General features: G+C 61.2%; 20 protein-coding genes and 1 pseudogene. 7 read left to right on the forward strand and 14 right to left on the reverse strand.

Annotation, left to right across the window (positions count from 1 at the left end):
* Positions 1-71: 71 nt before the first annotated feature.
* On the reverse strand, positions 72-2,702 hold the full coding sequence (locus LF252_RS08300; RefSeq protein WP_226269116.1) for a polynucleotide kinase-phosphatase: 2,631 nt from the start codon (positions 2,700-2,702) through the stop codon (positions 72-74).
* An 89-nt stretch (positions 2,703-2,791) separates the two neighbouring features.
* Between LF252_RS08300 and LF252_RS08305 the strand changes: the two genes are divergently transcribed.
* Positions 2,792-3,184, forward strand: coding sequence for a hypothetical protein (locus LF252_RS08305; protein ID WP_226269117.1), 393 nt, complete (start codon positions 2,792-2,794; stop codon positions 3,182-3,184).
* A gap of 9 nt (positions 3,185-3,193) precedes the next feature.
* Here the strand turns inward: LF252_RS08305 and LF252_RS08310 are convergent, their stop codons facing one another.
* The 10 genes from LF252_RS08310 to LF252_RS08355 form a co-directional block, all read right to left on the reverse strand.
* A complete protein-coding gene (locus LF252_RS08310; RefSeq protein WP_226269118.1) occupies positions 3,194-3,634 on the reverse strand; it encodes a DUF5991 domain-containing protein in 441 nt (146 codons plus the stop codon).
* Positions 3,635-3,714: 80 nt separating this feature from the next.
* Complete coding sequence (locus tag LF252_RS08315) at positions 3,715-5,706, reverse strand: OmpA family protein (protein ID WP_226269119.1); 1,992 nt, start codon at positions 5,704-5,706, stop codon at positions 3,715-3,717.
* Positions 5,707-5,854: 148 nt separating this feature from the next.
* A complete protein-coding gene (locus LF252_RS08320) occupies positions 5,855-7,285 on the reverse strand; it encodes a 3' terminal RNA ribose 2'-O-methyltransferase Hen1 (RefSeq protein ID WP_226269120.1) in 1,431 nt (476 codons plus the stop codon).
* A 228-nt stretch (positions 7,286-7,513) separates the two neighbouring features.
* Positions 7,514-9,433: a cytochrome-c peroxidase gene (locus LF252_RS08325; RefSeq protein WP_226269121.1), complete on the reverse strand. Its 1,920-nt coding sequence runs from the start codon at positions 9,431-9,433 to the stop codon at positions 7,514-7,516.
* A gap of 303 nt (positions 9,434-9,736) precedes the next feature.
* Positions 9,737-11,212 (reverse strand): PhoX family protein, encoded by a 1,476-nt coding sequence (locus LF252_RS08330; protein ID WP_226269122.1) that lies wholly within the window; start codon positions 11,210-11,212, stop codon positions 9,737-9,739.
* Between the two features lie 348 nt (positions 11,213-11,560).
* A complete protein-coding gene (locus LF252_RS08335; protein WP_226269123.1) occupies positions 11,561-14,305 on the reverse strand; it encodes a choice-of-anchor I family protein in 2,745 nt (914 codons plus the stop codon).
* A gap of 59 nt (positions 14,306-14,364) precedes the next feature.
* Positions 14,365-15,801, reverse strand: coding sequence for a GH1 family beta-glucosidase (locus LF252_RS08340; protein ID WP_226269124.1), 1,437 nt, complete (start codon positions 15,799-15,801; stop codon positions 14,365-14,367).
* A 245-nt stretch (positions 15,802-16,046) separates the two neighbouring features.
* A complete protein-coding gene (locus LF252_RS08345) occupies positions 16,047-17,075 on the reverse strand; it encodes a glycosyltransferase family protein (RefSeq protein ID WP_226269125.1) in 1,029 nt (342 codons plus the stop codon).
* A gap of 26 nt (positions 17,076-17,101) precedes the next feature.
* Positions 17,102-17,995 (reverse strand): UDP-2,3-diacylglucosamine diphosphatase, encoded by an 894-nt coding sequence (locus LF252_RS08350; protein WP_226269126.1) that lies wholly within the window; start codon positions 17,993-17,995, stop codon positions 17,102-17,104.
* Entirely contained in the window at positions 17,992-18,219 is a 228-nt protein-coding gene (locus LF252_RS08355) for a hypothetical protein (RefSeq protein WP_226269127.1), read from the reverse strand. The genes LF252_RS08350 and LF252_RS08355 overlap by 4 nt, the downstream gene beginning before the upstream one ends.
* A 206-nt stretch (positions 18,220-18,425) precedes the next feature.
* Here LF252_RS08355 and LF252_RS08360 point away from each other — a divergent pair, with 206 nt between their 5' ends.
* From LF252_RS08360 to LF252_RS23145, 4 genes and pseudogenes are all read left to right on the forward strand, one after another.
* A complete protein-coding gene (locus tag LF252_RS08360; protein WP_226269128.1) occupies positions 18,426-19,055 on the forward strand; it encodes an ABC transporter ATP-binding protein in 630 nt (209 codons plus the stop codon).
* Positions 19,052-20,173 (forward strand): hypothetical protein, encoded by a 1,122-nt coding sequence (locus tag LF252_RS08365; protein ID WP_226269129.1) that lies wholly within the window; start codon positions 19,052-19,054, stop codon positions 20,171-20,173. The genes LF252_RS08360 and LF252_RS08365 overlap by 4 nt, the downstream gene beginning before the upstream one ends.
* 187 nt (positions 20,174-20,360) lie before the next feature.
* Positions 20,361-20,921, forward strand: coding sequence for a hypothetical protein (locus LF252_RS08370; protein WP_226269130.1), 561 nt, complete (start codon positions 20,361-20,363; stop codon positions 20,919-20,921).
* Positions 20,922-20,940: 19 nt separating this feature from the next.
* Positions 20,941-21,018 (forward strand): annotated as a pseudogene (locus tag LF252_RS23145) (hypothetical protein); the annotation flags it as partial.
* Here LF252_RS23145 and LF252_RS08380 read toward each other — a convergent pair.
* On the reverse strand, positions 20,994-21,518 hold the full coding sequence (locus LF252_RS08380; protein WP_262904891.1) for an NUDIX domain-containing protein: 525 nt from the start codon (positions 21,516-21,518) through the stop codon (positions 20,994-20,996). The pseudogene LF252_RS23145 and the gene LF252_RS08380 sit on opposite strands and share 25 nt — an antisense overlap.
* A gap of 190 nt (positions 21,519-21,708) precedes the next feature.
* Between LF252_RS08380 and LF252_RS08385 the strand changes: the two genes are divergently transcribed.
* Both LF252_RS08385 and LF252_RS08390 read left to right on the forward strand, forming a co-directional pair.
* Positions 21,709-23,142 (forward strand): DEAD/DEAH box helicase, encoded by a 1,434-nt coding sequence (locus LF252_RS08385; RefSeq protein WP_226269132.1) that lies wholly within the window; start codon positions 21,709-21,711, stop codon positions 23,140-23,142.
* Positions 23,143-23,304: 162 nt separating this feature from the next.
* Positions 23,305-23,778: a hypothetical protein gene (locus tag LF252_RS08390; RefSeq protein ID WP_226269133.1), complete on the forward strand. Its 474-nt coding sequence runs from the start codon at positions 23,305-23,307 to the stop codon at positions 23,776-23,778.
* A 97-nt stretch (positions 23,779-23,875) separates the two neighbouring features.
* Here the strand turns inward: LF252_RS08390 and LF252_RS08395 are convergent, their stop codons facing one another.
* Positions 23,876-24,046, reverse strand: coding sequence for a hypothetical protein (locus LF252_RS08395; protein WP_226269134.1), 171 nt, complete (start codon positions 24,044-24,046; stop codon positions 23,876-23,878).
* A gap of 757 nt (positions 24,047-24,803) precedes the next feature.
* Positions 24,804-25,436 carry a helix-turn-helix domain-containing protein gene (locus LF252_RS08400; RefSeq protein ID WP_226269135.1) on the reverse strand — a complete coding sequence of 211 codons (633 nt, stop codon included), beginning with the start codon at positions 25,434-25,436 and terminating at the stop codon, positions 24,804-24,806.
* Between the last annotated feature and the right edge of the window lie 318 nt (positions 25,437-25,754).

A 25,754-nucleotide genomic window follows, 5' to 3' on the forward strand; every position in this document is an offset into this window, starting at 1 on the left:
GGGTGCAACACGATAAAGCCGCGTCATGGCGCGGCTTTATTGTGTTGCACCCATTTCATAATCCTATATATCTACAACCGCGGGTCCACGGCTTCGCTTTCCAGAGCCAGCACGCCGAACACGCACTGGTGCACCTCCCGTAGCGGGGCGCCGGCCACGAACCGTTTCAGTCCTTCGACCCCGAGGGTGAATTCGCGGAGGGCGAGGTTGCGCTTGGATTTTACGTTTCGCTCGCGCAGGCGCTCCAGGTTGCCGGGCAGCAGGTAGTCGGGGCCGTAGATGATGCGCAGGTACTCGCGGCCCCGGCACTTGAGGGCGGGCTGCACCAGGGTTTTCTGGCCCGTGGGGATGAAGTCGTAGGGCTTCACCACCATGCCTTCGCCCCCGGCCGCGGTGAGGTCCAGCCACCACTGGGTGGCGGCTTCCACGTCGGCCACGTCACGCAGATGCACCACGCGGTAGGGCGTGGCGCGGAGCAGGCCTTCGTCCTGGAGGCAGATGGCGCGGAGGGTTTCCATGTGCCAGGCGTGGTCCTTATCGAAGTAGGTGCGGCCCTCAGTGGCGAGCAGGTGGAACGGAGCCAGGCGCAGATCCTCGACGCTTTCCACGGGCCAGCAGTAGCGGCGGTAGGCCTCGGCGTAGTGCTGGGCGGCGATTTGGCGGGCGCTGGTGCGGGCCAGCAGGGCCTCTACCCCATCCAGGCCCCGGCCGGCGGCCTTAGTTAGCGCGGCCATGGCCTCGGGCAGGGCGGCAGTAGCGGCGGCAGCCACGGCGGCGTACTGGTCCTTGATTAGTTGCTGGGCCTTGGCCGACCACGGCAGCAACTCGGCATCCAGGCATACCCACTCGGTATTAAACCGTTCCCAGAAGTTGCTGGCCATGAGGGCGTCCTGCAGGCGAGCAAGGAAGGCGGCTTCCAGGTTGGAATCGGTGAAGAAGTTGCGGCCGGTGCGGGTATACACTTTGCCCGGACCCTCGCCCACCACCCCGAAGCGGCGGCGCGCGGCATCTTCATCTTTGGCCAACACTACTACCACGCGGCTGCCCATGTGCTTTTCCTCGCACACCACCCGCTCCTGCCCTTGGCGGCGGAAGTAGTCGAAGGCTTCGGCCGGGTGCTCCAGCATATCGGGCAGGGCCGAGGTTTCGGAGGGGCTCATAGTCGGCGGTAGATACAGCAGCCACTTCGGGTTGAGGGCAAACCGGCTCATCACCTCCAGCGCCGCCACCGCGTTTTCCTCCCGAATCGTCACCGACGGCAGCAGGCGCGTTGTAATGATCTGCTTGCCGGTCACGTCCCGGATGTCGAGCTGGTCGTCGTGGGCTTGCTGGGCGGAGAGTTGATTGCTGGTTTCTGGTTTTTCGTTGTTGGCTTCGGCCAGGCGGCGCAGGTAGTCGAGCGGGCGCACCGGCTCCGAATACACCTGGGCGGCGGGTACCGAAACCAGTTCCCGCTCGGGGTAGCGCAGGGCGGTGAGGCGGCCGCCAAACACGCAGCCGGTGTCAATGTCGATGGTGTTGTTGAGCCATTCGGGGTCGGGTACGGGCGTGTGACCGTACACCACCATAGCCCGCCCCCGGTACTCAGAGGCCCAGTTGTAGCGCACCGGCAGGCCAAACTCGTCGATTTCGCCGGTGGTTTCGCCGAACAGCGCGAAGGCCCGCACGGCGCCCGAGCCCCGGCCCTGCATTTCCTCGCGCATACCCGCGTGGGCCACCACCAGCTTGCCCCCATCCAGCACGTAGTGGCTCACCAGCCCATCCAGAAACTGCCGCACCTGGCTCTTGAACGTGTCGGACTCGGCGGCCAGCTGCTGCACCGTTTCGGCAAAGCCGTGCTGCTCGTTTACCTGCTTACCGTTGAGGTAGCGCAGCAGTTTGATGTCATGGTTGCCGGGTACGCATAGCCCCTGGCCGCCCTGTACCATGCTCATGACCAACCGCAATACCTGGGGCGAGGCTGGGCCCCGGTCTACCAAATCACCCAAGAACAAGGCGCGGCGGCCGGCCGGGGCCGTTACGCGCACGCTCAGGTCGCGCACGTCCTGCACGGGCTGTTCTTCCACTACGTAGCCCAGCTCCGTGAGCAACTGCACCAGCTCCTGGTAGCAGCCGTGTACGTCGCCGATGATGTCGAAGGGGCCGGTATCCTGCTTGCGGTTGCTGTAGAGCGGGTCGCGCACGATTGTTTGCACGGCGTCCACTTCCTCGGGGCCCCGCAGGTGATAGATGTGGCGGAAGCCCTCCTGTTTGAGCGTTTTGAGGCTGCGACGCAGCTGCTGGTGCTGCTGGGGCACCACGTGCCGGCCCAAGTGCTGGCGCTCGGCGCGCTGGCGGTTACGGTCCTCGGCCACCCGGTCGGGCACGTCGAGGATGATGGCGGTGGGCAGCACGTGGTAGTCGCGGGCCAGCTGCACGAGGGTTTTGCGGGCTTCGGGCTGCACGTTGGTGGCGTCCACCACCGTCAGCAGCCCGCGCTTCAGGCGCAGGCCTACCAGGTAGTGCAGCAGCGCAAACGCATCAGTGGTAGCGGCTTGGTCGTTCTCATCATCCGACACCAGGGCCCGGCATTGGTCCGATGATACAATTTCGGTGGCCTGAAACAGCCGCCGCGCAAACGTGGATTTGCCCGCCCCGGAGGTACCGATGAGCAGGACGAGGGAGAGTTCGGGGAGTTTGAGAGAGGTAATGGATTGGGACATCAGAAAAGGCACTTACATGTGCTGCGGCTACCTATGTTGGCCGGATAAAGTATACTTGTTGGTCTGTCTACTCTTAACTCTCTATTGACATGTTTAATAAGCTACTGATGACCATAGGCATAGTCATCACAAGCCTACTATTCAGCTGTACGGTCACACAAAAGCGCACTCCACCAGTAAATAATCAAAAGCAGCAACGAGCTTCCTCTTCTAGTAGAGCAACTATTCTTGCAGAAACAAAACCGGGCGGTAAGTTAGATTTCTTTACGCCAATAAAAGGTCATGAATATGATGGTGTGCAAATAAAACCGGGCGTTTATAGCACCTTAGGCCATGCTGCATTTTATAAATGGGGTAAAGCTGTACGTGGACTCGGTATCACCGACTTGGAGGAGGCCTACGCAATATTCGCTGAGTTTAAAGGTCAGCCTATTAGTAGCCGCGACAAAGAATATATCAAATCGGGCTTCCTAAACGAGTAAGAGCATCTCCTACTTCCGCATGAAATTCACCTGCCCGTCTTTGTAGGCTTCCGACAGGCGGGGCTGGAGCTTGCCCCAGTAGGTTCGGGTGGTGCCTTTAGAGTCCTTGTGGAGGCGAAACAGCACGTCGCCGGGCTTAAACTGATTGTAGTCGGTGCCATCCACTAGCTGCACGAAGGCAATCCGGACGTCCTGGGCGCTACCTGTGGCCCGCACTTTCAGCTTCATGTACGTTTGCTGACCTTCCACGCTGAGCAAACCGCCCAGGACCTGGTTGTCTTGGGGTTGCAGGCGCAGCTTCCACATCATGCCCATGCTGTAACCGGCCAGCGCCTTCACGGGTGTTTCCTCATACTGGTAAGAGCCCACCCAGCTTTGCAAACCAGTAGCCGCCGGAATGCCAAAAGCCACAACAGACCAAAGCAGGGGGCGCACAAGCAACGTCATCATGAGCAGGGAGCAGGATGGTGAATGTGCTTCTGAAACGGCAACCAGCCAATAACGGTTGGGGTTGGCGGCTCCGCAAAGGCCTACCGCCCGCCCGTTACCCGCACTTCCACGCGGCGGTTGAGGCGGCGGGTTTCTTCCCGCTCGTTGCTGGCGCGGGGCTCGGCGCCGCCCAGTCCCAGGCCCGTAATCCGCTCGGGAGTTACGCCGCGGCTGACCAGGTAGGCTTTGACCACCGCCACGCGCTGCTCGCTGAGCTGCACGTTCAGCTGTGGGTCGCCCTGGTTGTCGGTGTGGCCGCGCAGCTCGATGGTGAGTTGGGGCGTGGCCGTAAGCAGGGCCAGCAGACGGTTGAGGTCGGGCGTGGAGGACGGAAGCAGCACGGCTTTACCTTGCTCAAACTGCACGTTATCGAGGCGCAGGGTGGTGCCGGCCTGCAGGGGCCGCAGCACTATATCGTGGCCCGAGGGCCCGGCCGGGAGGCGGTAGGTGGTATCGGCCGGGAAGTAGCCAGCCAGTTGGGCCTGTAGCTGATACGTTTGGCCGGCCTGGCCCGCCAGCAGAAACTCGCCGGCGGCAGTGGGGGTGCGGCTGCCGGCCGGGGCACCGGGCCCGCTGAATTGCAGCCGGGCCTGCGGGAGTGGCTGCAAGGTGGAGGCATCCAGTACGCGGCCCAGCCACGTAGCGGCAGACGGTGCAGTGGGCGGGGCCGTTGTTTCGGTAGTGGACCGGAACAGGCTGCAGCCGGCCAAATCGGTGTACACGCCGCGGCGCAGGCGCGTGGCCTGGCGCCGCTCCAGGTCTACTTCAAAGATGGATTTGGGCCCGGCCAGCAGCAACCGACGCCGGCCGGCATCATCCTGCTCCACCAGCACGTCGCTGTAGCCGCCCTGCTCGGGCAGACCATCCAGGGGTAGCAATTCAGGACCGGGCCGCTGGCTGGCTAGGTCTACGGTCAGCAGGGCACCGTCGGCGCTGTACACTTCGTAGAGCTTCCCGGTTTCGTCGAGGCCAAAGTTGGCGTGGGTGCCGGCCTTGGAGAAGCCGATGGCCGGGTAGTATGCGGCCTTGCGCAGGGGGTCAGCCTCCCACACCACCACTACCGAATCGGTGGCCGGACTCACGCGCACCAGCAGGTGGGCGTCGCTGGTCTGGAAATACAGGTCGCCGCGCCGGTCGGTGGCGGCGGAAATCCACACGTTGCCGGGGCCCTGGGCGGGCAGCTCCCAGCCGGTGTACTCGCCCTGGCGGGTGGCGGGGTTGTAGCGGTACACCCGCTCGGGCTGGTCGGTGGGGGATTTGGTGACGGAGTACAGGCAGTTATCAAAGCCCTTGGCCAGGGCGTAGGACTGAAACGGCAGCACCTTGCGGTGCACTTTGGGGGCCAGGGCCAGGTTCAGGCCGCTCCACTCGTGGATGGTGCGGCAATCGTCCTCCCAGATACCATCGTGGGCACGTAACGCGGCAATACCGTAGATTTTGTTGTCGCAGCGCTGGTCGGCGTAGCGGCGACTGGGCAGGCCGGGCCCGGCAAATACGAATGAACTCACCAGTTGCCGACCCGCCGCCAGATAATTCGCATCCTGGCTTGTAGCGGCCTGGTATTCTACCTGAAACTCGTAGCCCCCGCGCCAAAGCCGCCGGCCCAGCACCCGACGGCGAGCCGCCGAATCGGCAAAGGTGTACTCGTAACGCACTTCCTGAAACACGCCGGCATCGTGCTGTTCCAGCCGCACCACCTGGGCCTGGGGCAGGGCCGTAAGCGCCTGCCACAACGAATCGAGGTGGCCGACGGCCAAAGGCGGCAGGTTCACGCGCCCGGCCGGCAGCGGCTGCATCGTGAAGCGCACCACGGCCGGGGCCGCGCCCCAGCTGCCACCGGCGTAAAAACTTACGGCCGGAGTCTCCTCGTGTACCTGCCAGCCACGCGGATACGTGAGCTGGTAACCGGTCCGGGCATCGGTGAAGGGTTGTCCCTCGGCCGGCTGCTGCGCCCAGGCCAGCGGCCCGGTAGCGAGTAGCACCAAGAGCAACGTAATCAGCCGTATCAGCAGCCCGTCAGGAATAGGTAACATTCTTCAAAATTACGAAGCCTGTTGCTATTTCCGGGCTACTTTTCAGTACGGCAGCTTTCTATGTGGGTTCTATGATGCTGTCAGCAAATTCTACCTGCCCATAATCCTATAGCAGGCGTCAGCGCCTGATGCGTTTTGACCTGATGACTTACAGCTCAAATACGGCCAGTTGGGAGGGCGCGCCCACCTCGGCGTACTCCGGCCCCAGCGGCTCCAGGCGCACCTGGTAGCCGTGGCGTTGAGCCACACCGGCAGCCCAGGCGGCAAACTGCTCCCGCGTCCACTCAAAACGGTGGTCGGAGTGGCGGAACTCGCCCGCGGAAAGGGTTTCGTAGCGCTGGTTGTAGTCGGCGTTGGGCGTGGTGACGAGCACCGCCCCGGGGCGGGCCCGGGCAAATACCACCTCCTCGAAGGCATCTAGGCGGCTCTCGTCGAGGTGCTCAATTACCTCCACTACGGCGGCGGCATCGTAGCCGGCCAGGCGCGGGTCGTGGTAGAGCAGGGAGCCTTGGGTGAGGGTGAGCCGCTCCCGCTGGCGCGGGGGCATTTCCAGCAGATGCAGGCGCTGCCGGGCCCGCTCCAACTCCCGCCACGACACATCCATGCCTAATACGTGCTCCACCGCAGGGTTTTTCAGCAGGCGGCGTACCAGCTTGCCTTCACCGCAGCCCAAGTCCAGCACCCTCTTGGCCCCCAGCCGCCGGATTTCCTCCGCCACCCGGTCCAGGCGCAGGTCGTGCAGGGATTGAGCTTGAGTTGCCAGTTGCGGGTTGCCAGTTGCCAGGTTGGCGGACTCCTGGGGTTCGGGGGATTCCAGCGGCTCATCGTCGGAGGCTTCGGCGTCTACGGCCAGCAGGCGCGCCAGCGTGGGGTTTACAAACTCAGCGAAGCGCAGGTAGCGGCGCGTGATGAACTCCCGCTCAGGGTGCTGGGGCAGCCAGTCGCCGCCCCGGCGCAGTAGCTTCTCGGCTTCTTCCCGGTTAATCCAGTAGTGCTTGTCGCCGCGGTCCAGCACCGGAATGAGCACGTAGAGGTGGCTGAGCAAATCCTGCAGGCGCAGGGCCGGGTGGCTAAGGCGCAGCGTGTGGTAGCGGCTGGCCCCCCAGTCGGGCATGGTGGGGTCCAGGGGGTACGCTTCGATGCTGATTTCGTAGCCCAGGGGCGCAAACAGCCGGTGCAGCTGCTCGGGGCTGGCGGCGGGCAGGGCAGCCACGGTAGCTTCCAGAGGCAACAGTGCATCGGGCAAATCGGGGCGGTCCTTGCAGGTGCCATTCATAGCCGTATTGAAGGCCTTGGCCAGGGCCGTGCTCAGAAAAGACGAGGCCGCGTAAGGCCGGTCGTTCACGTACTGCTCCAGGGCAAACCCCTCCCCGGCCGGCCCGCGGTGGTTGCGCACCAGCCCAATTGGGTCGATGTCGAGCAGCAAAGCAGCCGTGCAGCGCTCCGCCGTGGCTTCGGGGTAAAACACGTGGGCCTGCCCGTAGGCAATATCAATCGACTGCAGCCGGGCCGGGTTTTTATGGAGCAGGTAGCCCAGGTCGGTGGCGGGCTGGTGGGTAGTGGTAATGGTAAGCAGCATCGACAAACTAGCGCTGATAGAACACGGCACCGCCAAACACGCGGGCAGGCGGCAAGATACAGGGTTTGCTGTTTTCAGTGTATGGAGTCTCTTGCTAGTACTATGGCCGTCATGCAGAGCGCAGCGAAGCATCTCGCGTGTTGATGTCAGGATTAGTTTGGCAACGTCAGCACGCGAGATGCTTCGCTGCGCTCTGCATGACATTCTAATGGCTTACTATTGTTGCTATTACCGCTGGGCAAGCGGCTGTACGGTGGCACGAACAGTTGGAGAACCAGAGGCCGTATCGGTGAGGGCCAGCAGGAAGGCTTTGAGGGCGCGCTGGTCGGCGGCGGTGAGGTGGAGCTTGTCGGGCGGCAGAGTTTGGTTGGGTACACGCAGACCCCGCCCCTGGCCGCCGCCTTCGTTGTAGAAGTCAATGACCTGCTCCAAGGTCTGGTAGGCACCGTTGTGCATGTAGGGCGCCGTGAGAGCCACGTTGCGCACCGTTGGGATTTTGAAGGAGTGGCGCAGCTGCGGCAGTTGCACGTGGACGTAGCGGCCCTGGTCAGCGTCGAGGCGGCGGGAGGCGGGCGCGGCCGGCACGCCCAGCACCTCCGATTCGGCCTCGGTGAAGCCGGGCGGTACCGTGCCGTTGAACAGGGGCGCGAAGTGGCAGGTACCGCACTTGCCCTCGCCCATAAATACGTTGAAGCCCCGAACTTCCTCCTGGCTCAATACCTCCCGCTGCCCCCGCACGTGCTGGTCGAAGCGAGAGTTCAGCCGCACTAGGCTCCGCTCGTAGGCGGCCAGGGCCGTTTGAATCTGTACGGGCGTGATGGTAGACCCCGCCCCTACCTCACTACCGGGAAATGCCTGCCGGAACTGCTGCACGTAGGCGGAGCTGCGCTGCAGGCGGCGGGCGGCCGCTTCCAGGGAGCCGTGCATTTCGTTGGGGTTACCCACCACGTCCACGGCCTGATTTTCGAGGGTGGTAGAGCGTAAATCGTAGAACTGCCCGGCCTGCAGGGCAGCGTTGAGGATGGTGGGCGTATTGCGGCGCACAAGGCCACCGGGCGTGAGGGTGGCATTTTTAGCTACGCCGTCGGTGAAGGCCTTAGCGGGCTGGTGGCAGCTGGCGCAGGAGCGGGTGCCGGTGCCCGACAGCACGGGGTCCTGGAACAGCTGGCGGCCCAGGGCCACACGGGCTTCGGTGCGGTAGTGCTGGGTAGTGGGGGCGTAAAAATCGGGGTTGAAAGCCGCCGAATCGAAGAGCGTAGCCGCATCCGGCCGCAGGGCCCGCACCTCGTCAAACGGCTGGATACCCAGTTGCAGCTGGCAAGCCAGCAGCGCCCGGCCTACTGGGTTGGCGTGGTCTGTAATAAACACTAGGCGGTCAAACGCGGCGAAATCCGGGTGCTGGCGGGCGTAGTGGGCAGCGCCGGCCAGCTTTTGCTGTGCCGCCGCGTAGGCCTGGCGTACCGAATCGGGGGCAGAGGCAGCAGGCTCGTAGGAGGCCAGCACGGGCTGCAGCGCGGCCAGCGCGGCGGCCGTTTCGGGGAAGGTGGCGGTGGGGCTCAAAGGTGTATCAAACCCGGTAATACCCAACGACACCACCCGAAACACCTGCAGGCGCAGCACGTCAAACACGTGGGCATCCGATAGCTCCTGCACCTGCCAGCGGGTGCGGGCGTTGCTGATTTCCCGGTCCAGGGCCCGTACTTCCCGCTCCAGCTCAGCGCGGTTGGCGGGGTCATACTCGGGGTACAGCAGGCCCTCAATTACCTGCAGGCCGCCGGGCTCAAAATCCTTATTTTCGGCCACTTCCACCTCTCCCACGGGCGGGCCGTTGAGCAGGCGGGCCGTGCCCGGCATGTAGTATTCCGTAAACGGCTCCACCCGCTTGTACAGCAGCCGGCAAGCCCGGAAGCGACGCCGCAGGGAGTCAGGAGAAGTACCGCGTCTAGCCAAGGGTAGCAATTGCCGCTGCACCTGTTGCTGCAGGCGGGCTAGTTCCCGGGCCACATGCTGCTGCACGTGGCTGGCAGGCGAGGTCGTAGTGGTAAAAGAGGCGGATTGCGTGCGGGAGCAGGCGCCCGCCAACGCCAGCAAGGCCGCTAGCAACAGCGGAGCGCACGCACGGAGGGCAACGGAAAGAGCAGAGAACATGACAAAAAGCAGACGTCAGGACCAGAGGAGAGGATAGCAATAACCCTCCGCCGATAATCGGCGAAGGGCTGCGTGCGGGATAAGAAATAAGTAGGAATAAAGGCTTAAGGATGCGCCATGCGGAGTATTCCGCGTGCTTCGCTGCACGATTCACTAGCCCAGGGTTTAAACCCTGGGCTACGGAACGGCTGCCGTTGGGTGTGGCAGAACAACATCAGCACGCGAGATTCCTCAAACACTGGCTTGATGCGCCACATGCTCGGAATGACGGTATGGTGCTCAGCATAACGGCTCAGAACCACCCTAGCGCTGCACGCCGCGCACGATGACTACCTGGCCGCCTTCCTTGTTCTTGTTGCGGGTTTCGCTGGAGCCGTCGGCGTTCAGGTACTTGTCGTCCTGCCAGGTGTGGGGGTGCAGGTTGAGCAGGAAGGTGTTGGGCACGCCCACCAGGTCGGAAATGTCCTGCATGGCCCCGTACTCCCAGGTGCTCAGGCGTTGGTCATTGCTCTTGTTGTACTTGGCGTTGAAAGTGGCATCCTGGCGGCGGTGGTTCATTTCCAGCATCGGCTTCAGCTGCTTGCTGCCCATACCATACTGCCACACGCGGCCGTCGTGGCGGTTGTTGGCGTAGAATGAGTCCCCGTCTTCCTGGATGTACACGTACTCCTTGGTCACGCACAGGTTGTCGGGGTTTACGATGCTGTTGCCGGGGGCGGTAGCGCCGTCCACGGCTACTTCCAACTTGCCTTTCAGCACGTTATCGGCCTGCAGGGTGAGCTTGTACACCCGGCCCCACATGGTAAAGCCGGTTACGGGCGTCACCTTATCCGACTGGCTCACGCCGGTGGCGGTGAAATATACCTCCCGGCCCGCACCGTTGCCGCCCTTGCGGTAGTCCACGTCCTCCACGCGGGCAAACTGAATGGCGTTCTTCGCTACCGACTGCGCCGCAATCTGGGCGCCGGTGGAGGTTTTGGCGTTGTCAATTTCCACAAACTCCACGTCGTACTGCTGGCCGGCCACCATGTTGGTTTCCACTGGGTCGGCGCTGGTGCGCTTGAGCATGTAGAGCTTGCCATTGTCCAGGTCGCCCACGGTGTTGCTCACGTAGGCAATCAGCTGGCCGTTGCCGCTGTCTTCGCCAATGAGGATGACGGTTTTGCCGGGGAAGGCATCTTTGGGCAGGGGCACCGCGTTTTCCATAGAGGCGTGGCCCAGGGCCGGCTTCATGCGGCTGCGGTCCTTCTTGTTGGCGGCACCCAGGGGGTCGAGAGCGTGCACCATGCTTTCGCCGTCGGTTTCGCCGGCGGTCAGGAACATGGGGCCGAAGCCATGTTCCTCGGGCGTGGCCAGCGTGGCCGAGCACAGGCGGAAGTTGCCCCCATCCCCGTCCAGCAGGTACTCGCCCTTCACCGGCTTGAAGGTTTTATCCAGGTACACCCGCGACACCGAAAACATAATTTCGTGGTTGTTGATCAGGATGTAGCCCTCCCCGTTGGGGTTTTTCAGCAGCCCCGAGCCGTCGGGCTGGGCCCCGAAGATAAAGTTGGGCGACTCCGGCAGCACGTCGTCGGAGCTGATCAGGGGCATAATTTCCAGGTTCTCGAAGCCACTCAGCGGCTTCACCAGGGCTGGGTTTACCGAATAGGATTTCAGCTGCACTTCGGAGGTCGGCGTCGACTCATTGGTAGAGTCCGAATCGTTGCAGGCGCTCAGCAGAGCCAGCAGCGCCAAGGCCGGCAGCTTGGGCCCGAAGGCGTAGCGGTTGGGGTACATACAGTGGGGAAAGAGGTTGGTAAAAGGATGCCGCAAAGAACTTCACCCGGCATTATTTCAGCTTTACCCACTTGTTACTGTAATGCTACTTTATGCGTCTCAACAATCTGATTTTAATAACATTACCACAATATAAATCAACTATTCCGCTGCCAAGACAATTGCCTGTTTACCCAAATAGCAAAACACCTCAACTGATTCCAGTCGAGGTGTTTTGACCTTTTGCAGATATAGTAATTCAAAGCCGACTTGTTACTCTAACGCCAGAGAATATATAGCCCATAACTGTGGACCGTCATTCCTCGACTTCGCTCGGAATGACGGTCCCAAGGCTACAAGCTATGCGCTTTACCGCACCACCAACTTGGAACTGGCTCCATCCTCGGCGCGCAGCACATACACGCCGGGCGTGAGGCCGGCGGTTTCCAGCTGGGTGGCTTTGCGCAGGGTGCGCACCGGGCGGCCCAAAGCATCATGTAGCGTGCCCGAAACGGGGCGGCTCAGCTGCACCCGCCCCTGCTGGGTGGGGTTGGGATAAAGCTGCAGGGGCGCGGCGTGGTGGGCCGAAGCCGTGGCCGTCACCGGGCCGCGCGTCTGGATGCCGTACACCGAAACCGTGCTGCTGACTTCGTTGGCGAGCAATAGCAAGGGCTGGCCGGTGGGGCTGTTGGAGCCCGAGATGAACACAATACCCTCGGGGCCCTGGTCGCCGGTGCCGCTGGTGAGGCTGCGGTTGTTCACGTACTGCACCAGGCGGGGCTGGGCGGGGTCGTTCACGTTGAACACGGCCACGCCCCCGATGCGCTCCAGCGAGACGAAAGCATACACCGTATCCCGGATTACGCCGGTGGTCACGCCCTCGGGCTCGGAGCCTTTGTCGTCGGAACGGTTCTTGCGGCTGGGGTTGCCGGTGGAGTTGCTGGCGTTGAAGATGGCCCCGTAGGTGGCCTCGGTGCTGGTGAGGCGCTCCAGCAGGTCGCCGCTGTCGTGTACCAGCGCGCCCGAGGTGGCGTTGAAAATGCTGAAGGAGCGCCCCCCGAAGGCGTAGATTTCGTCGAAGTCCCCGTCGCCGTCGGTGTCGCCGAGCTTGTTGGTGACGTTGAGGCGGCCCAGGGCCTGGGTATTTTTCAGCAAGCTGGCCTGCGGGAAGCGGGTGGCATCCAGCGGGTAAGCCGCGTCGCCGAGGCGCACGGCTTCGGTCAGGGCCGAGTACTCGCGGGCGTCACCCTCGTTGGCTGTCAGTAAATACCGTTGGCCGGCTACTTCAAAGGCGGCAATGGCATCGGGCTGGCGCATGCCTTTGATGGGCCAGTTGGCCAGCAGCACCTCCGGGGTCTGGTCGGAAGCATCCAGCGCGAAACCGGCCTGGGTGTGGTCCTGGTAGCCCACCGGCCGCAGGGCCGTGAACTGCTTGGTGGTGAGGTCCAGGGTAGCCATGGCGCTGTTTTCCTGGATGGTCACGTAGGCCGTGCGCGAGTCGCTGGACACAGCCACGTACTCCGGCTCCAGATCCTGGGCCACGGTGCTGGGCGCGGCCGTGGTACCGCCGTAAAGCCGGATACCCTGCTGGCGCAGCGCGGCGGCCTGCCCGTTGTAGCCCATGAAGCCCACGGTGGTTACGCTGGCCTGGGTAACGCCGGCCACGCCCCCGCTGAAGTCAATGACCGACACCGAGCCCTCGGGGTCCACGGAGTAATCCGACTTTGGCTCGCCCTCGTTGGCCGTGAGGATGAGCTGGCCGTTGGGCGAGAAGGTAATCATGTCGGGCATTGCTCCTACCATTACCTGCTTCAGGAAGGTACCGTTCTGGTCAAAGAACACCACCGAGCCATTCTGCTGGGGGTCGGCGTTTTCAATGGCGCAGGCCACCACTCCACCGCGCACGGCCACCGAGTTGATGCCGCCGTAAGGCTTGATATCAATGGAACCCACCGCCACGGGCACGCCCGAAGCCGGTAAGCTCAGAATATCCAGCTTGCCCCCCACCGAGTTGGCCACATACAGGCACTGGGTGCTGGGGTCATGGGCCACAATTTCAGCCGAATTGGTGCCGGCTGTACCGTTCTGGTAAGAAGCCAGCCGGTTAAACGTGAGGTTGCGAGTCCGCGCCGGAGCTACGCCGTCGTTGTCGTTGATATACACCAGCACCTCCGTAGCGCCGGCGGTGAGCGTGGCGTTGGTGGGGTTTTGCAGGCGCAGCGTAAAATACTCGGCCCCTTCGGCCAGGGCGTCCTCCGAAACGGGGATGGTGAGCGTCTGCGAGGCGGTGGCCCCAGCCGGGAAGGTCAGCGTCTGGGTAGCAGCGTAGGTGAAATCCGGGCCGGCCGTAGCGGTGCCCAGGCCGGGTACCAACGCCACCTCCACGGTGGTAGCTCCGGTAGCCGACGGATTGGTGATGCTCACCGGAATACTCACGGTGCCCGCATTTTCGTTGACCACGGCCGTGGCGGCAGCCAGGCGCAGCGAGGGTACCACGGCGGTGGTGGAGCGGCCCAGTTCCACTTCGTCCCAGGCGGCCCAGTCGTCGTTGCCGTTTTGCTTGGCGGCCAGGCGCAGGCGCACGTGGGTGGCGGTGGCTGGAACAGGCACCGTTACCGTCTGGTAAGCGCGGGTATCCTTGCTGAGTTGGGTATAGGTTTTGGTTGCTGGCCAGGTGGTGCCGTTGTCGAATACCACCGTATAGGCCAATGAATCGGCGCTGCTGCCGCTGTCGAAGCCGTTGCTGAAAAACCGGAACGACACTTGGTTGGCCGCCGCGCTGCCGCTCTGGATGGCCACCGGGGCGAAATCCAGGTAGTGCCACGTGGGCTGATCGTTGTTCGTGGGGTTCTGCAAATCCTGCAGGCCCCAAAGCAGTGCGCCAGCCGCCGGCACGGCCTGCACCCCGCTGCTGCCAGTAGTGCCCACATTAGCCACGGGGGCCCAGATATCGGTCAGGCTGGGGAAGTTATAAGTGGCCGGGGTAGCCGTGAAAGTCCAGGTATCGGCGGCGGTGCTTTCAAAGCCCTGGCGGAGCGTCTGGGCCAAAGCCGGGCCATTGAGCAGCAGGCCCAGCACTGACAGGCTCGCCCATTTGGGTAAAGGTTGGTGCATTCCGGGAGAGAATTGGTGAAGGAATGCGCCAAAGCTACCGGGGCACTGTTAGGCCAACTTTACGAGGCAGTTACCGAATCGTGAAGCCCAACGTGCGGGCCGGCGTGCACCTGCTGCCCCGCCAGAAACCGCCCGTACCAGTGGCCCGAGTCCTTGATGGTGCGCCGCTGGGTTTCGTAGTCCACGTGCACCAGCCCGAAACGGGGCCCGTACCCTTCGGCCCATTCAAAGTTGTCGGTAAACGACCAGGCGAAGTAGCCTTCCACGGGCACACCCTCCTGCCGGGCCCGCAGCACCTGCCCAATGCAGGCCTGCAGGTAAGCCTGCCGCGCCGCGTCGGGCACCTGGCCCATCAGGTTGGGGTAATCGGGAAAGGCCGCGCCGTTTTCCGTGATGAGCAGGCGGGGCGCATTGGGGTAGGCCGCAAACTGCTGCAGCATGTGGTACAGACTTTCGGGGTACACTTCCCAGCCCATTTCGGTATACGGTACGCCCCGGACTGCGGCCCCCACCAGCCGGGCCCACAGCAGCGGCACGTAAGGCGCGTGCCGCACCACCTCGCGGGTGTAGTTCTGCACCCCTAGAAAGTCGAAAGCAAACGGCAGCCGGGCTTCGTCGCCGGGCTGGTGGTAGCGGTCCAGCCAGCTAAGTACCGGCAAATCGGCCACGGGGTAGCCCAGGCCCAGGGCCGGCTCCACAAACAGGCGGTTGAGCAAGGCGTCGGCGCGGCGGGTGGCGCGCTCATCCCGGGCCAGACCGGGCCGGCTGGGGGTTACGTAGGAACAGGAAAACGTGGTACCAATCTGGGCTGAGGCCAGCAGGGCCGCGCGCAAGGCCCGCCCGCCCTCGGCCTGGGCCAGCGCCGCGTGGTGGGTAGCGGCCAGAAACGCGCCCAGACTGCGCCGCCCCGGCGCGTGTACGCCCAGCAGGTGGCCGGCCCCGGTAAACACCATGGGCTCGTTCAGCACCATCCAGTGCTGCACCCGGTCACCGAAGCGAGCCGCCAGCAGCTCCACGTAGTCCGTAAACCAGCCTACCACGCTACGATTGGTCCAGCCTCCCAGCCGCTGCAAAGCCAAAGGCAAATCCCAGTGGTAGGCGGTAAGCCAGGGCGTGATGCCCTGCTCCAGTAAGCCGTCAATCAGGCGACTATAAAAGTCTATTCCCTTTTGGTTAATTCCTCCTTTTCCAGCTGGCAAAATACGCGCCCAAGCCGCTGAAATACGGAAATTATCTATACCCATTTGTTTTAACAAATGGGTATCATCGAGCCAGCGGTGGTAGAAATCAGTGGCTACATCGGCCGTTTCACCGCGTTTGATGCGACCCCGGCGGCGCACGAAATCATCCCAAATACTCGGGCCTTTGCCATCCTGATTCCAGGCTCCCTCGGTCTGGTACGCCGCGGCCGATACTCCCCACTGAAAGTTCGGCCCGAAATCGGCGCGGCAGAAAGCAGTGGGGCCGGAAGCCGGGTAGAAAGCGGGAGGCAGCATGGGAAACGGGGAAGTTGTTGAGAATTTTCGGGCAGCGGCAGGCGCTATCGGAACGTCATTCCGAGCGTGTGGATCAGAAGCCCTGAACCGGGGAGTCGCACGTGCTGCCTTCGCAAGGGTAATAGCCGCTTTACGAACGGTGTAGAGACGGGAATACGCATCTCGTCGTTGAACGAACGACAATCGTGGTTCCCGCTCCCACGGTGGAGGCGCAAGTATGCGTTTCTACATGCCCAATACACCGTTTATGATACCCCCAGTTTCACCACTTCACCCCTAACTCCCCTCCCCGCTTCCAGCAGCAGCTTATCCAGTACGGAAGCCGTTTCATCCGGATAATCGACGGAAACGGGGCGCCCGTATTGCAGCCAGTGGTCCAGTACGGCCAGGGACTTGTCCTTGAGGTTCCTGACGACGGGCACGCCCATATCGGCCAGGGCGGCGGCATTGCAGGCCTGCTCGTACTGCTGTTTCATGGGCAGCACCAGCAGCTTTTTGCCCAGGTACAGCGCCTCGGCGGGCGTTTCGAAGCCGGCCCCGCAGAGTACGCCGGCGCTGCGGGCCAGGCTATCGGTGAAGGCCGCCCCGCTCACGGGCCACACCTGCACGTTGCCGTGCTGGGCGGGCTGCTGGCTATGCTTGCTGAATACCTGCCACTGCACCGTGCGGCTGAGGTAGCGCAGGCGGCGCACCAGCGTTTCCTCGTCAAACGCCGGCAGATACACCGTGTAGTGGCCGTCGTTGGCGGGCACCAGCTCCCGCACCTGCCGCCGGATAACGGGCGTGCTGATGTGGGGCTCATAGCGCTGAAAGTGGAAGCCATAGTGGCGCGTGGCCGGCGCGTAGTGGCGCAGCACGGCCCGCCCCACCGGGTCGAAGGAGGCCGGCTGGGGCGCGTATTCGCTCAGCACGGCTGCCTGATGGCTCAGGGCCACGCAGGGCACGCCCTGCTGCTGGCAGGCCCAGGCCGACACCGGTTCAAAGTCGCTTATTACCAAATCGTAAGCAGCCACCGGCAGCTGCCGGATTTCGCGCAGAAAGGCTTTGGAATTAAGCTGCACGAAGGTTTTAACGAAGTTAATTCCCCCTTTCTTGCCAAAAACAAACCCCAGCCCGTGGCAGCGGTAGCGCACCGGAAACGGCAGCGGAATATCGGCAGGCGGTCCGCTGACCAGCACCTCCACCTCTCCCCGCTGCTGCAGCAGCGGTACTATGTCCAGGGCCCGGCTCAGGTGCCCGTTGCCGGTGCCCTGAATGGCGTACAAAATGCGCATGAAGCGAGGTATAATAACGAGAATGACTACCCTACTCCCATTTCGCGCAGCAGACCGGCCAGCAGCTCGGCGGCCGGGGCATCGGCGGCGGCTTCCGCTTCGTCGGGGTGCGCGGGGGCGGGTTGCTGCATGCGGGGGTCGAGGTGGTAGTGGTAGAGCTGCCAGCCGGCCTCGGCGGTGTACTCCAGGGCCGTGAGGTTTTCCACCCAGTCGCCGGAGTTCAGATAGCCCACTTCGCCCTGTGGAGTGGTCAGTGGCTTGATTTCGGGGCAGTGAATGTGGCCGCAGGCGACGTAACGGTAGCCTTTATCGGCGGCAATGGTGGCGGCAGTCTGCTCAAAGTCGCTCACCAAACTCACGGCGCTTTTTACCCGGTTCTTCACCGCCTTCGACAGCGCCACCCGCGGCCGCCCCAGCCGGGCCAACCCCCAGTTCACGAAGCGGTTCAAGAGAATCAGCAGGTCGTAACCTTGTCCGCCCAGGCGGGCCAGCCAGCGCGAGTGGCGCATGGTCACGTCGAACACGTCGCCGTGAAACAGCCAGGTTTTGCCGTGGGGCAGGTCCAGCACCAGCTTATTGTCGATGCTGAGCGCCCCCAGCCGGGTGCCGGCAAACTTGCGCAGCAGCTCGTCGTGGTTGCCGGTAAGGTAGTAAATGCGGGTGCCTTTGGCCGCCAGCCCGGCCAGGTAGCGCACCACCCGCATGTGAGCCGGGGGCCAGTAGTTTTTGCTGAACTGCCAGATGTCCACAATGTCGCCGTTGAGCACCAGGATGCGGGGCCGCACGCTTTTCAGGTAGCGCAGCAGCTCGGGGGCGTGGCAGCCGTAGGTGCCCAGGTGCACATCAGAAATAACGCAGACCTCTAGCCGGCGCCGGGCCGGCTTGCGCGGGGGCTTGGTGGCAATTGTGGCGTCACTCATAAGGCGGGGCGGGCGCTCAGGCCGGTGCGGGGCCGGATGCGCCGTCCGGGGCGAATGGCCGCAGCCGGGCCGTCCTCATCGGCGGCGTGGCTGAAGTGCCAGGGCAGCCGCACAGCGCCCACGGAGCGCAACGCATAGGCCAGCATCAGGGCTAGCTGAAACACAAGGTACGCGGCGGCGCGCACGAGGCGGCGCAGCAACGATAGGGCAATGGGAGTCCGCATGCTTTCTACCCGTTTAATCCACTGCAAAAATCGATAGACAGTATGATGCTGGTGTTACTATCGGGTTACGATTTCGTCACGTTTGGCAGGCGCAATTGCAGCTTCGGGACTCCACAACAATTGCCGAAGGGCGGCGTTACCGCGGTTGAAATTAGCGCCGCAGCCAGACTTTCCGGCATCGGACCCTACGCTCTATTTGCTCCTGCATGCTGGCATTTTACAATTTTCACAAAGCCTACAACGGCCACACCATTCTTCGGCTGGATAATTTCACCATCGACTCCGGGGTGTACTGGATTCGGGGGCATAACGGGTCCGGGAAAAGCACTTTCTTACAGTCGGTGGCCGGCATTCTGTCTTTCGAGGGGGATATTGCGCTGAATAACCTGACCATAAAAAAGCATCCGGCCGCCTATCGTAGCCGGGTCAATTTTGCGGAGGCGGAGCCGGTGTTCCCTGATTTCCTGACGGGCATCGAATTGATCAGAATGTTTACATCGGCCAAAAATGCCCCGGCCCGGCAGGAGGAAAAGTACGTGGAAAGCATGGGCATGACCGCCTACCTGACGGACCCCATCAGTACCTATTCAAGCGGCATGCTGAAGAAGCTGGCGCTGGTGCTGGCGTTCCTGGGCCGGCCCAGCTGCATCCTGCTCGATGAACCGCTGACTACGTTGGACGCCGATTCGCTGCCCATCCTTTTTGGCTGGATCAGGGAGCAGCAACAGACAGGCACCATGTTCCTGCTCTCTTCGCACCAAGAGCTGGAAAACGATCTGCTCCCGAATGTGCGGGAAATTCGGGTGGCCGGGGCTACGCTGCACCACATCACATGAGCCAAGCCCATACCCGCGTGCTGTTGAAAGTGGTTGCCAAGGGATTTTACCAAGTCAACACCGGCTTGCTACTTTCCTTGCTCATCCTGGTTTTCAGCAATTTCTTTTACACTAACGTCTTAAACCAAACCCATCTCACGCCCGACAAAATCATTGAAACAGCTCTGCAGCTAGCCATATCCAGCGTGAGCGAGCCCCAGGGCGTAGTTATTTTTCTGTTGATACTATGGGTCTACAGTGCCAAAACCTGGCAGTACGTGGGCCGACGCCTGCAGGTCCCCGACGCTACGTTTTTGCGTTACAGCCTTAACGCCCTGCGGCCGCGCCAGCAGCTGGGGGCCTGGGCTATAGTGCAACTCGTCATGGCGCTGCCGCTGGTGGTGATGAGTGCGTATGGTATGTTGGTGGGCGTGGTGTATGGTCATTGGGTGGTTCCGCTGCTCCTGCCCGGGTATCTGCTGGTCCTCGTTGGGTACAGCGCCCGACGTTATTACCGCCTGACGAATAATCTGCACCCTGGCCCGGCCACCACAACCAGGCCCCGGTGGCTGCGCGGGTGGCCCAAGCCGCTGTTCAGCCTGTTCCTGTTCGAACTGCTGGGGCGGCAACGTCTGGCCTTCTTCATTACCAAAGTAGCCGCTGCTATTAGCATACTTCTGTTCTTCAGCGTCTTTCCCGACTCCCGGGCTGACGTACGGCTGATTGGACTTATGGCCCTGAGCGTGGCATTAATACACGTGTTGTTGCTTTACCAGTCGAACGAGTTTGAGCTGACGTATGTGCGCTTTGCCCGCAACTTTCCCTATAGCCAATGGCAGCTATACGGCCAGCAAGTGGCCCTATTCGGTATGCTGCTGCTCCCCGAAGCCCTGTGGATTTTCTGGGGTGCCGCTACACCAAAGGCGGTAATTGGGTTTTTAATGATGCTGAGTAGCACCCTGTTGTTTCGGGCCGTACTGTACCAAACCGGCCGGCACATGCAGCAGTACCTACGGGCGGTATTTGGGCTGTTCATGTTTCTGTTGCTGCTCGGGCTGTTCGGGCACACGGAGCTATTGGCGGCCGGCTGTTTTCTTGTTGCCGGGGGCCTGCAGTATCGTCGCCGCTACGCGGAGTAGCGCTATACCCGCAGCTAGTATGCTCTTTTGGCTACTGAGGCTGTAGAAGTCCTCAGCCCGATGTGGGCTGGTACCTACCGCTTTTCGCGGGCTGTTAATCGAAATCTGCGGTAGCGGGCCGGGCTTTATGTATCTTTGTATCCTCCAAAAATCAGCCGCTGTCGTAATCCGCATTTTACCTTCTCAAATGAAGAAAATTCTCCTCCTCGCCGTACTGGTGCTGAGCACGCTGGCCGCCTCGGCCCAGTACATGCCCGGCAAGCCCCGTAAAAAATACACTTTCCCCAAAAAGGACGAGGAAAGCCCCTACGTGCTGAACGTGACCAAAAACACGGACGAGGACGCCGAGGTAGACGCCTGCGTAACCCGCGTGGCCTACCGCCCCTACAGCCTGCTGCTGACGGAAATCAACGAGCTGAAGCGCATGAACAACTGGGCCGACTCGACCTATCAGCGTCGCTTCCAGCAGCTGCCCGCCGGGGGCCAGTTGGTAGTAACCATGTACCGCCGCGGCTCTCAGAACGCCGACCCGGCCTACCTGAGCGTGGTGGGCAAAACCAAGGATGGCAAAGAGGTGCTGAACGTGCCCGGCCTCACCGCCGGCAACGGCCGCTTCTGGAACCGGGACCTGTACATGAGCAAGCGCACTGTACCATTTGTTAAAGTCGATGCACCCCAGGATATCTACCTGACAATCAACGACGCTAAGACCAAACAGAATTTCGAGTATATCATCAAGGCGGAGTAACTTTACCTGATGTTGCCAAATGCAAAACCCCGGCTTTTCCAGGAAAAGCCGGGGTTTTGTGCGTTTCAGCCATCAGGATTTGGCGGCTTTTTGTAGCTGCACCCACTGCACGGCCAGCAGGGTTTTGCCATCCTCAAAGCGGGCTTTTACCAGCTCGTCCCAGGTGAGGCGCACCAGTTCAATCCGCTCGTTTTCCTCGGCCAGCCCGCCCCCGGGGCCCGACTGGTTGCTGACCTCGGCGTAGAACACGGTAATGGTTTCGGCGCTGGTGCCGGGCGAGGGCCACATGCGGGTAATCAGCTCCAGCCGGTCTACGTCGTAGCCCAGCTCCTCCTGAATTTCGCGGCGAATGGCGGCCTTTGGTTCTTCGTCGCCGTCAATCATGCCGGCGGCCAGCTCCACCAGCTCGTCTTCGGGCCCAATGCGGAATTGCTGGGTGAAGATGTAGTGCTGGGTGGCAGTGTCATACACCAGGGCCGCTACGGCCCGGCCCGGCTCAAACCGCTCCCGATTCAGCACGTCGGCCTCGTCCTGCACCCGCAGCTTGCTGAGTTTGTAGTGGCCGTCGTAGGCAATGGTTCGTTCGATAACGTGCATAGCGCAGAGAAAGTAGTGTGCAGCGAAAGTACGGAGCTGCCGTATACGAGGCTCCGCGGCCCGGTGCTGCGTTGGCAGCTACTAGTTTTGCGAGCCGGAAAGCGGCTTCCAATTAAAAACCCGACCTTTGCGGGCTCTTCTATAGCAGTATCATCTCCGCGGCCCCGGCGGCCCGGCTTTTTTCCCCTCGATGTCGTTCGACGAACTCAACCTGATTGAGCCCATCCTGAGTGCTTTGCACGAGGAAGGCTACGTTACCCCCACACCTATTCAGCAGCAGGCTATTCCGCAGGTGCTGGAAGGCCACGACCTGCTGGGCATTGCCCAGACAGGTACCGGCAAAACCGCCGCGTTTACCGTTCCTATCCTGCAGATTCTGCATCAAACCTCCCTGGTGGAGCGCCACGCGCCCGGCCGCATCCGCTGCCTGGTGCTCACCCCCACCCGGGAGCTGGCCATTCAGATTGGTGAAAGTTTCCGGGCTTACGGCCGCCACCTGCCCAAGCTGCGCTCCACGGTTATTTTCGGGGGCGTGGGCCAGCACCCGCAGGTACAGGCGCTCAAGCGCGGCGTAGAGGTACTCATTGCCACGCCCGGCCGCTTACTGGACCTCATGAACCAGGGCTTCATCGACCTTCGCCACCTGGAGGTGTTCGTGCTGGACGAGGCCGACCGGATGCTGGATATGGGCTTTATCCACGATATCAAGCGGATTCTGCCCAAGCTGCCCAAGCAGCGCCAGACGCTGTTCTTCTCGGCCACCATGCCCGGCCAGATTCAGGAGCTGGCCAACAGCATTCTGCGCCCCAACCCGGTGAAAGTGACGGTTACGCCCGTGTCGAGTACGGCCGATACCGTGACCCAGGCCGTGTACATGGTAGAGAAAACCGACAAGCCGGCTCTGCTGGAGCATGTGCTCCAAGATAAAGCTATCCGGCGGGTACTGGTGTTCACGCGCACCAAGCACGGAGCCGACAAAGTGGTTCGGACCCTGGCCAAGGCCAACATTGCCGCCGAGGCCATCCACGGCAACAAAAGCCAAAACCACCGGCAGCGCGCCCTCAGCAACTTCAAGGCCGGCACTACCCGCGTGCTGGTGGCCACCGATATTGCCGCCCGGGGTATTGACGTAGATGAGTTGACCCACGTGGTGAACTACGAAATTCCCAACGAGCCCGAAACCTACGTGCACCGCATCGGCCGCACCGGCCGCGCCGGCGCCGACGGTACGGCCCTGTCCTTCTGCGACGACGAGGAACGGGCGTATCTGCAGGACATCCAGAAGCTGATCCGTCGGCAGGTACCCGTCATCGAAGATCATCCTTATTATTCCTCAGCCGTGGCACCGGTGCCCCTCTCGGGCGGGCCAGCTATTAAGCGTCCGAAAGGTCCGGCGGGCCGGCCACCTCGTCCGGGCCGTGGGCCCCAGGGGGGCGGCGGTGGCGGCCGTCGGGAGGCGAATGGCGCGCCGCGTACGGCTGAACGGCCGGCTTCTGGCGGCAACCGGGAAGGGCAGCGCCCCGCCTCTACCAACGGTGCAACGGCTGGCTCCCGCCCCGAGTCGGGCGCGGCCAACAACGGCCGTAGCGGCCGGCGCCGTTTCCGCGGCAACCGGCAGGGATAAGCTTCCTGTTAATTTCGGCCCAACGCGGCCCGGCTTGTCAGTAAGCCGGGCCGCGTTGTTTTTATCGGGCCCGGAGACTTCGTTGACTATTGCCCGGGATATGAAACAAAAAGCGTCTCAGCCAGCTTCTATAGGTAGCAAACACCATAGTTTCTACTACTTATGGCTCACTCCACTTTCCCGGTTATTGAGGCCCTGCGCACCACGGCGCAGCGGCTAGCGAAGGAGGCTCCGTACGAATGGGGCCATATGGGCAGCTGTAATTGCGGGCACTTGGCCCAAACCGTTACGGCCCTGCCCAAAGGTGAAATCCACGCCCGCGCCATGCAGCGTTACGGCGACTGGGACCAGCAGCTGCGCGACTACTGCCCCACCAGCGGCCTGCCCATCGACGAAACCATTGACGCCATGCTGGCCCTGGGCTTTACCCGCCAAGACTTGGCGCACCTGGAGCGGCTCTCAGACCCGGTTATTCGGGAAGCTATTCCGTTTGAGCGGCGCAACGCCCTCCGCCACAACCAGCGCGACGATGTGGTGCTGTACCTGCGCACCTGGGCCGCCCTGCTGGAAGCACAGCTTCTGGAGAAACTACCACTACCGGAGGTAGCCCCGTTGCCACTGGTTGAAGCGGTATAGCCCGCTACTCAGCCGGGTAACATGCGCAAAAGCCCCGCTGGAACAGATCCAGCGGGGCTTTTGCTATTACTATCCCTTATAACGGAAAAAAGGAAGCTTAGTAGTTCACGTTGCTGCGCTGAGCCTCGCGGTAACCCTCCGGGCGGTGGCTACGCTTGTAGGCAGCATCAGCATTGGGGTCCTTCTCCGCATCGGGAGCCTGTGAGCAGGACGACAGGAACAACGAAGCGCCAGCGGCGAACAGGAAGAGCAGACGAAGTTTTTTCATAGCCCAAAGGTACGCACCACGCCGAAACGGGGCAAGCACTTTGCTGGCAAGTCCACCGGCTGTAATTGGGTGGTTACTATCAGCCCAAGTTAACAATACTGCACCTCCGCCGCCTTCCTGCCGAGAGTAATTATCAAGCAATCACTTGATAACATCTGTAACAGACTCATTATATAACCAGCACGCATATCATATACTTTACAATACTGCACACCCGAGCACCTGCCATTGCTTACAGTGCACACGCATGATTATGTACTGCACACCCATGACCTTGGCTTCTCTGATTTTTGTGTCGCCGATTTATGCTTCTGGTCAAGAACAGAAGTTCAATGCCGCTCTTAAGGCCAGCCCACGCTTATAATAAAAGCGATTTATTCAGCTGACAAATAAGTTAGCATTGAAGCCCTACTTCCTGGTACTAATTTAATCACGTTGCAACCGAAATATTAAATCAATTAGATATAACAAAACCCTTTCTAAACTGCTATAAAGCCAAAATCAATAACTCTAATTCACACTTCATGTCACTATCAACAATTACATGATTTACAACAACTTATATATCTATAACAACCTGTTTTATCAATTCGCTTAGTAAGAACCTGCATATCACGAAAACAATATGAACAGTGCTAATCCGCATTGCACAGCCATCAACCGATAGAAAACCTGTACTCAACCGCTGTACCAGGTTTTTAGCAGCCTGACAAATTGTATTCCTTTAATCCACCAAGATTCGTACCGGGCCGGAAATCTAGCGCCTTGCTGGGGAGGATGGCACCTCCGGCTGATAATCAGCGAATGTGCCGTCCTGGTAGAATATTACAATACGCCGGATTGTCTTTCCCGGTTCAGCTAATGCCTGTGCCCAATCGGCTCCAACTGGCTCATTAGCAGCCGCCTGCTCATTGGATACTACGGTTGCTGATGGGACTACTGCGGCACGGAGTGGAGCTTCTGTTGGCTCAGAAGGAGAAGCTGCCACGGACACATCCGGAATAGAGCTTGGTTTGGCCTGACCAGCGCTTCGGATAGGCTCATCAAGCAAAGTATCCTTCGATTGCGCTACGGATGCCTGCAGGGGCTCTGTTTGTGGCTCTGGGGCTGGCTCTGCTACCGCAGGTTGCGTTTGGGCAACACGGCGCTTGGGCGTAGCAGCATCATGGATGGCCGGGCCTACTGATTTCATGGCACCAGTTCCATTCAACAGCCAAGTAGTAGAGACGTCGGGAAATGCGCTTAGGATCTTCTGCACCACTTCCAGGCTAGGCTTGTTCCGACCGCTCAGAATATGGCTGATAACAGGCCGAGATACCCCAATGGCATCGGCAAACTGCGTGGAGGAAAGCTGGCGGTCGGTCAGCAATTGGCGAATCCGATCAAGCATGAGCAAGTAAATAGGTACGTTTACAAATGTACTTCAAATAACTAGGCCGTATCTATCCCAAATTCACTTGTTACATATGACAACCATTACCATCTTCTGTTTACATTTATAAAATTCTGCTTCATTGTCATTACTTTGTTTACACATGTTAATACAATTGTTATCTATTCACCCACTCCCATTCTCCTGCTAGAGCAAACGGGTTTCTTTAATCACCACTCTGCAGTGCCCGCAATTCTGCTTACCGTATACCTGAGCAGTTCACAAGTCCTCGATTGCCTACTTATAGTATGCGTATCCTCAGGTCACTATGTATAG

The sequence above is a fragment of the Hymenobacter pini genome (assembly GCF_020421205.1).
GTDB classification, from domain to species: domain Bacteria; phylum Bacteroidota; class Bacteroidia; order Cytophagales; family Hymenobacteraceae; genus Hymenobacter; species Hymenobacter pini.

What these genes read in the sequence shown, in the direction of transcription:
- LF252_RS08300 (WP_226269116.1), bottom strand. Translation starts at nt 2,702, where the DNA reads ATGTCCCAATCCATTACCTCTCTCAAACTCCCCGAACTCTCCCTCGTC.
- LF252_RS08305 (WP_226269117.1), top strand. Translation starts at nt 2,792, where the DNA reads ATGTTTAATAAGCTACTGATGACCATAGGCATAGTCATCACAAGCCTA.
- LF252_RS08310 (WP_226269118.1), bottom strand. Translation starts at nt 3,634, where the DNA reads ATGATGACGTTGCTTGTGCGCCCCCTGCTTTGGTCTGTTGTGGCTTTT.
- LF252_RS08315 (WP_226269119.1), bottom strand. Translation starts at nt 5,706, where the DNA reads ATGTTACCTATTCCTGACGGGCTGCTGATACGGCTGATTACGTTGCTC.
- LF252_RS08320 (WP_226269120.1), bottom strand. Translation starts at nt 7,285, where the DNA reads ATGCTGCTTACCATTACCACTACCCACCAGCCCGCCACCGACCTGGGC.
- LF252_RS08325 (WP_226269121.1), bottom strand. Translation starts at nt 9,433, where the DNA reads ATGTTCTCTGCTCTTTCCGTTGCCCTCCGTGCGTGCGCTCCGCTGTTG.
- LF252_RS08330 (WP_226269122.1), bottom strand. Translation starts at nt 11,212, where the DNA reads ATGTACCCCAACCGCTACGCCTTCGGGCCCAAGCTGCCGGCCTTGGCG.
- LF252_RS08335 (WP_226269123.1), bottom strand. Translation starts at nt 14,305, where the DNA reads ATGCACCAACCTTTACCCAAATGGGCGAGCCTGTCAGTGCTGGGCCTG.
- LF252_RS08340 (WP_226269124.1), bottom strand. Translation starts at nt 15,801, where the DNA reads ATGCTGCCTCCCGCTTTCTACCCGGCTTCCGGCCCCACTGCTTTCTGC.
- LF252_RS08345 (WP_226269125.1), bottom strand. Translation starts at nt 17,075, where the DNA reads ATGCGCATTTTGTACGCCATTCAGGGCACCGGCAACGGGCACCTGAGC.
- LF252_RS08350 (WP_226269126.1), bottom strand. Translation starts at nt 17,995, where the DNA reads ATGAGTGACGCCACAATTGCCACCAAGCCCCCGCGCAAGCCGGCCCGG.
- LF252_RS08355 (WP_226269127.1), bottom strand. Translation starts at nt 18,219, where the DNA reads ATGCGGACTCCCATTGCCCTATCGTTGCTGCGCCGCCTCGTGCGCGCC.
- LF252_RS08360 (WP_226269128.1), top strand. Translation starts at nt 18,426, where the DNA reads ATGCTGGCATTTTACAATTTTCACAAAGCCTACAACGGCCACACCATT.
- LF252_RS08365 (WP_226269129.1), top strand. Translation starts at nt 19,052, where the DNA reads ATGAGCCAAGCCCATACCCGCGTGCTGTTGAAAGTGGTTGCCAAGGGA.
- LF252_RS08370 (WP_226269130.1), top strand. Translation starts at nt 20,361, where the DNA reads ATGAAGAAAATTCTCCTCCTCGCCGTACTGGTGCTGAGCACGCTGGCC.
- LF252_RS08380 (WP_262904891.1), bottom strand. Translation starts at nt 21,518, where the DNA reads ATGCACGTTATCGAACGAACCATTGCCTACGACGGCCACTACAAACTC.
- LF252_RS08385 (WP_226269132.1), top strand. Translation starts at nt 21,709, where the DNA reads ATGTCGTTCGACGAACTCAACCTGATTGAGCCCATCCTGAGTGCTTTG.
- LF252_RS08390 (WP_226269133.1), top strand. Translation starts at nt 23,305, where the DNA reads ATGGCTCACTCCACTTTCCCGGTTATTGAGGCCCTGCGCACCACGGCG.
- LF252_RS08395 (WP_226269134.1), bottom strand. Translation starts at nt 24,046, where the DNA reads ATGAAAAAACTTCGTCTGCTCTTCCTGTTCGCCGCTGGCGCTTCGTTG.
- LF252_RS08400 (WP_226269135.1), bottom strand. Translation starts at nt 25,436, where the DNA reads ATGCTTGATCGGATTCGCCAATTGCTGACCGACCGCCAGCTTTCCTCC.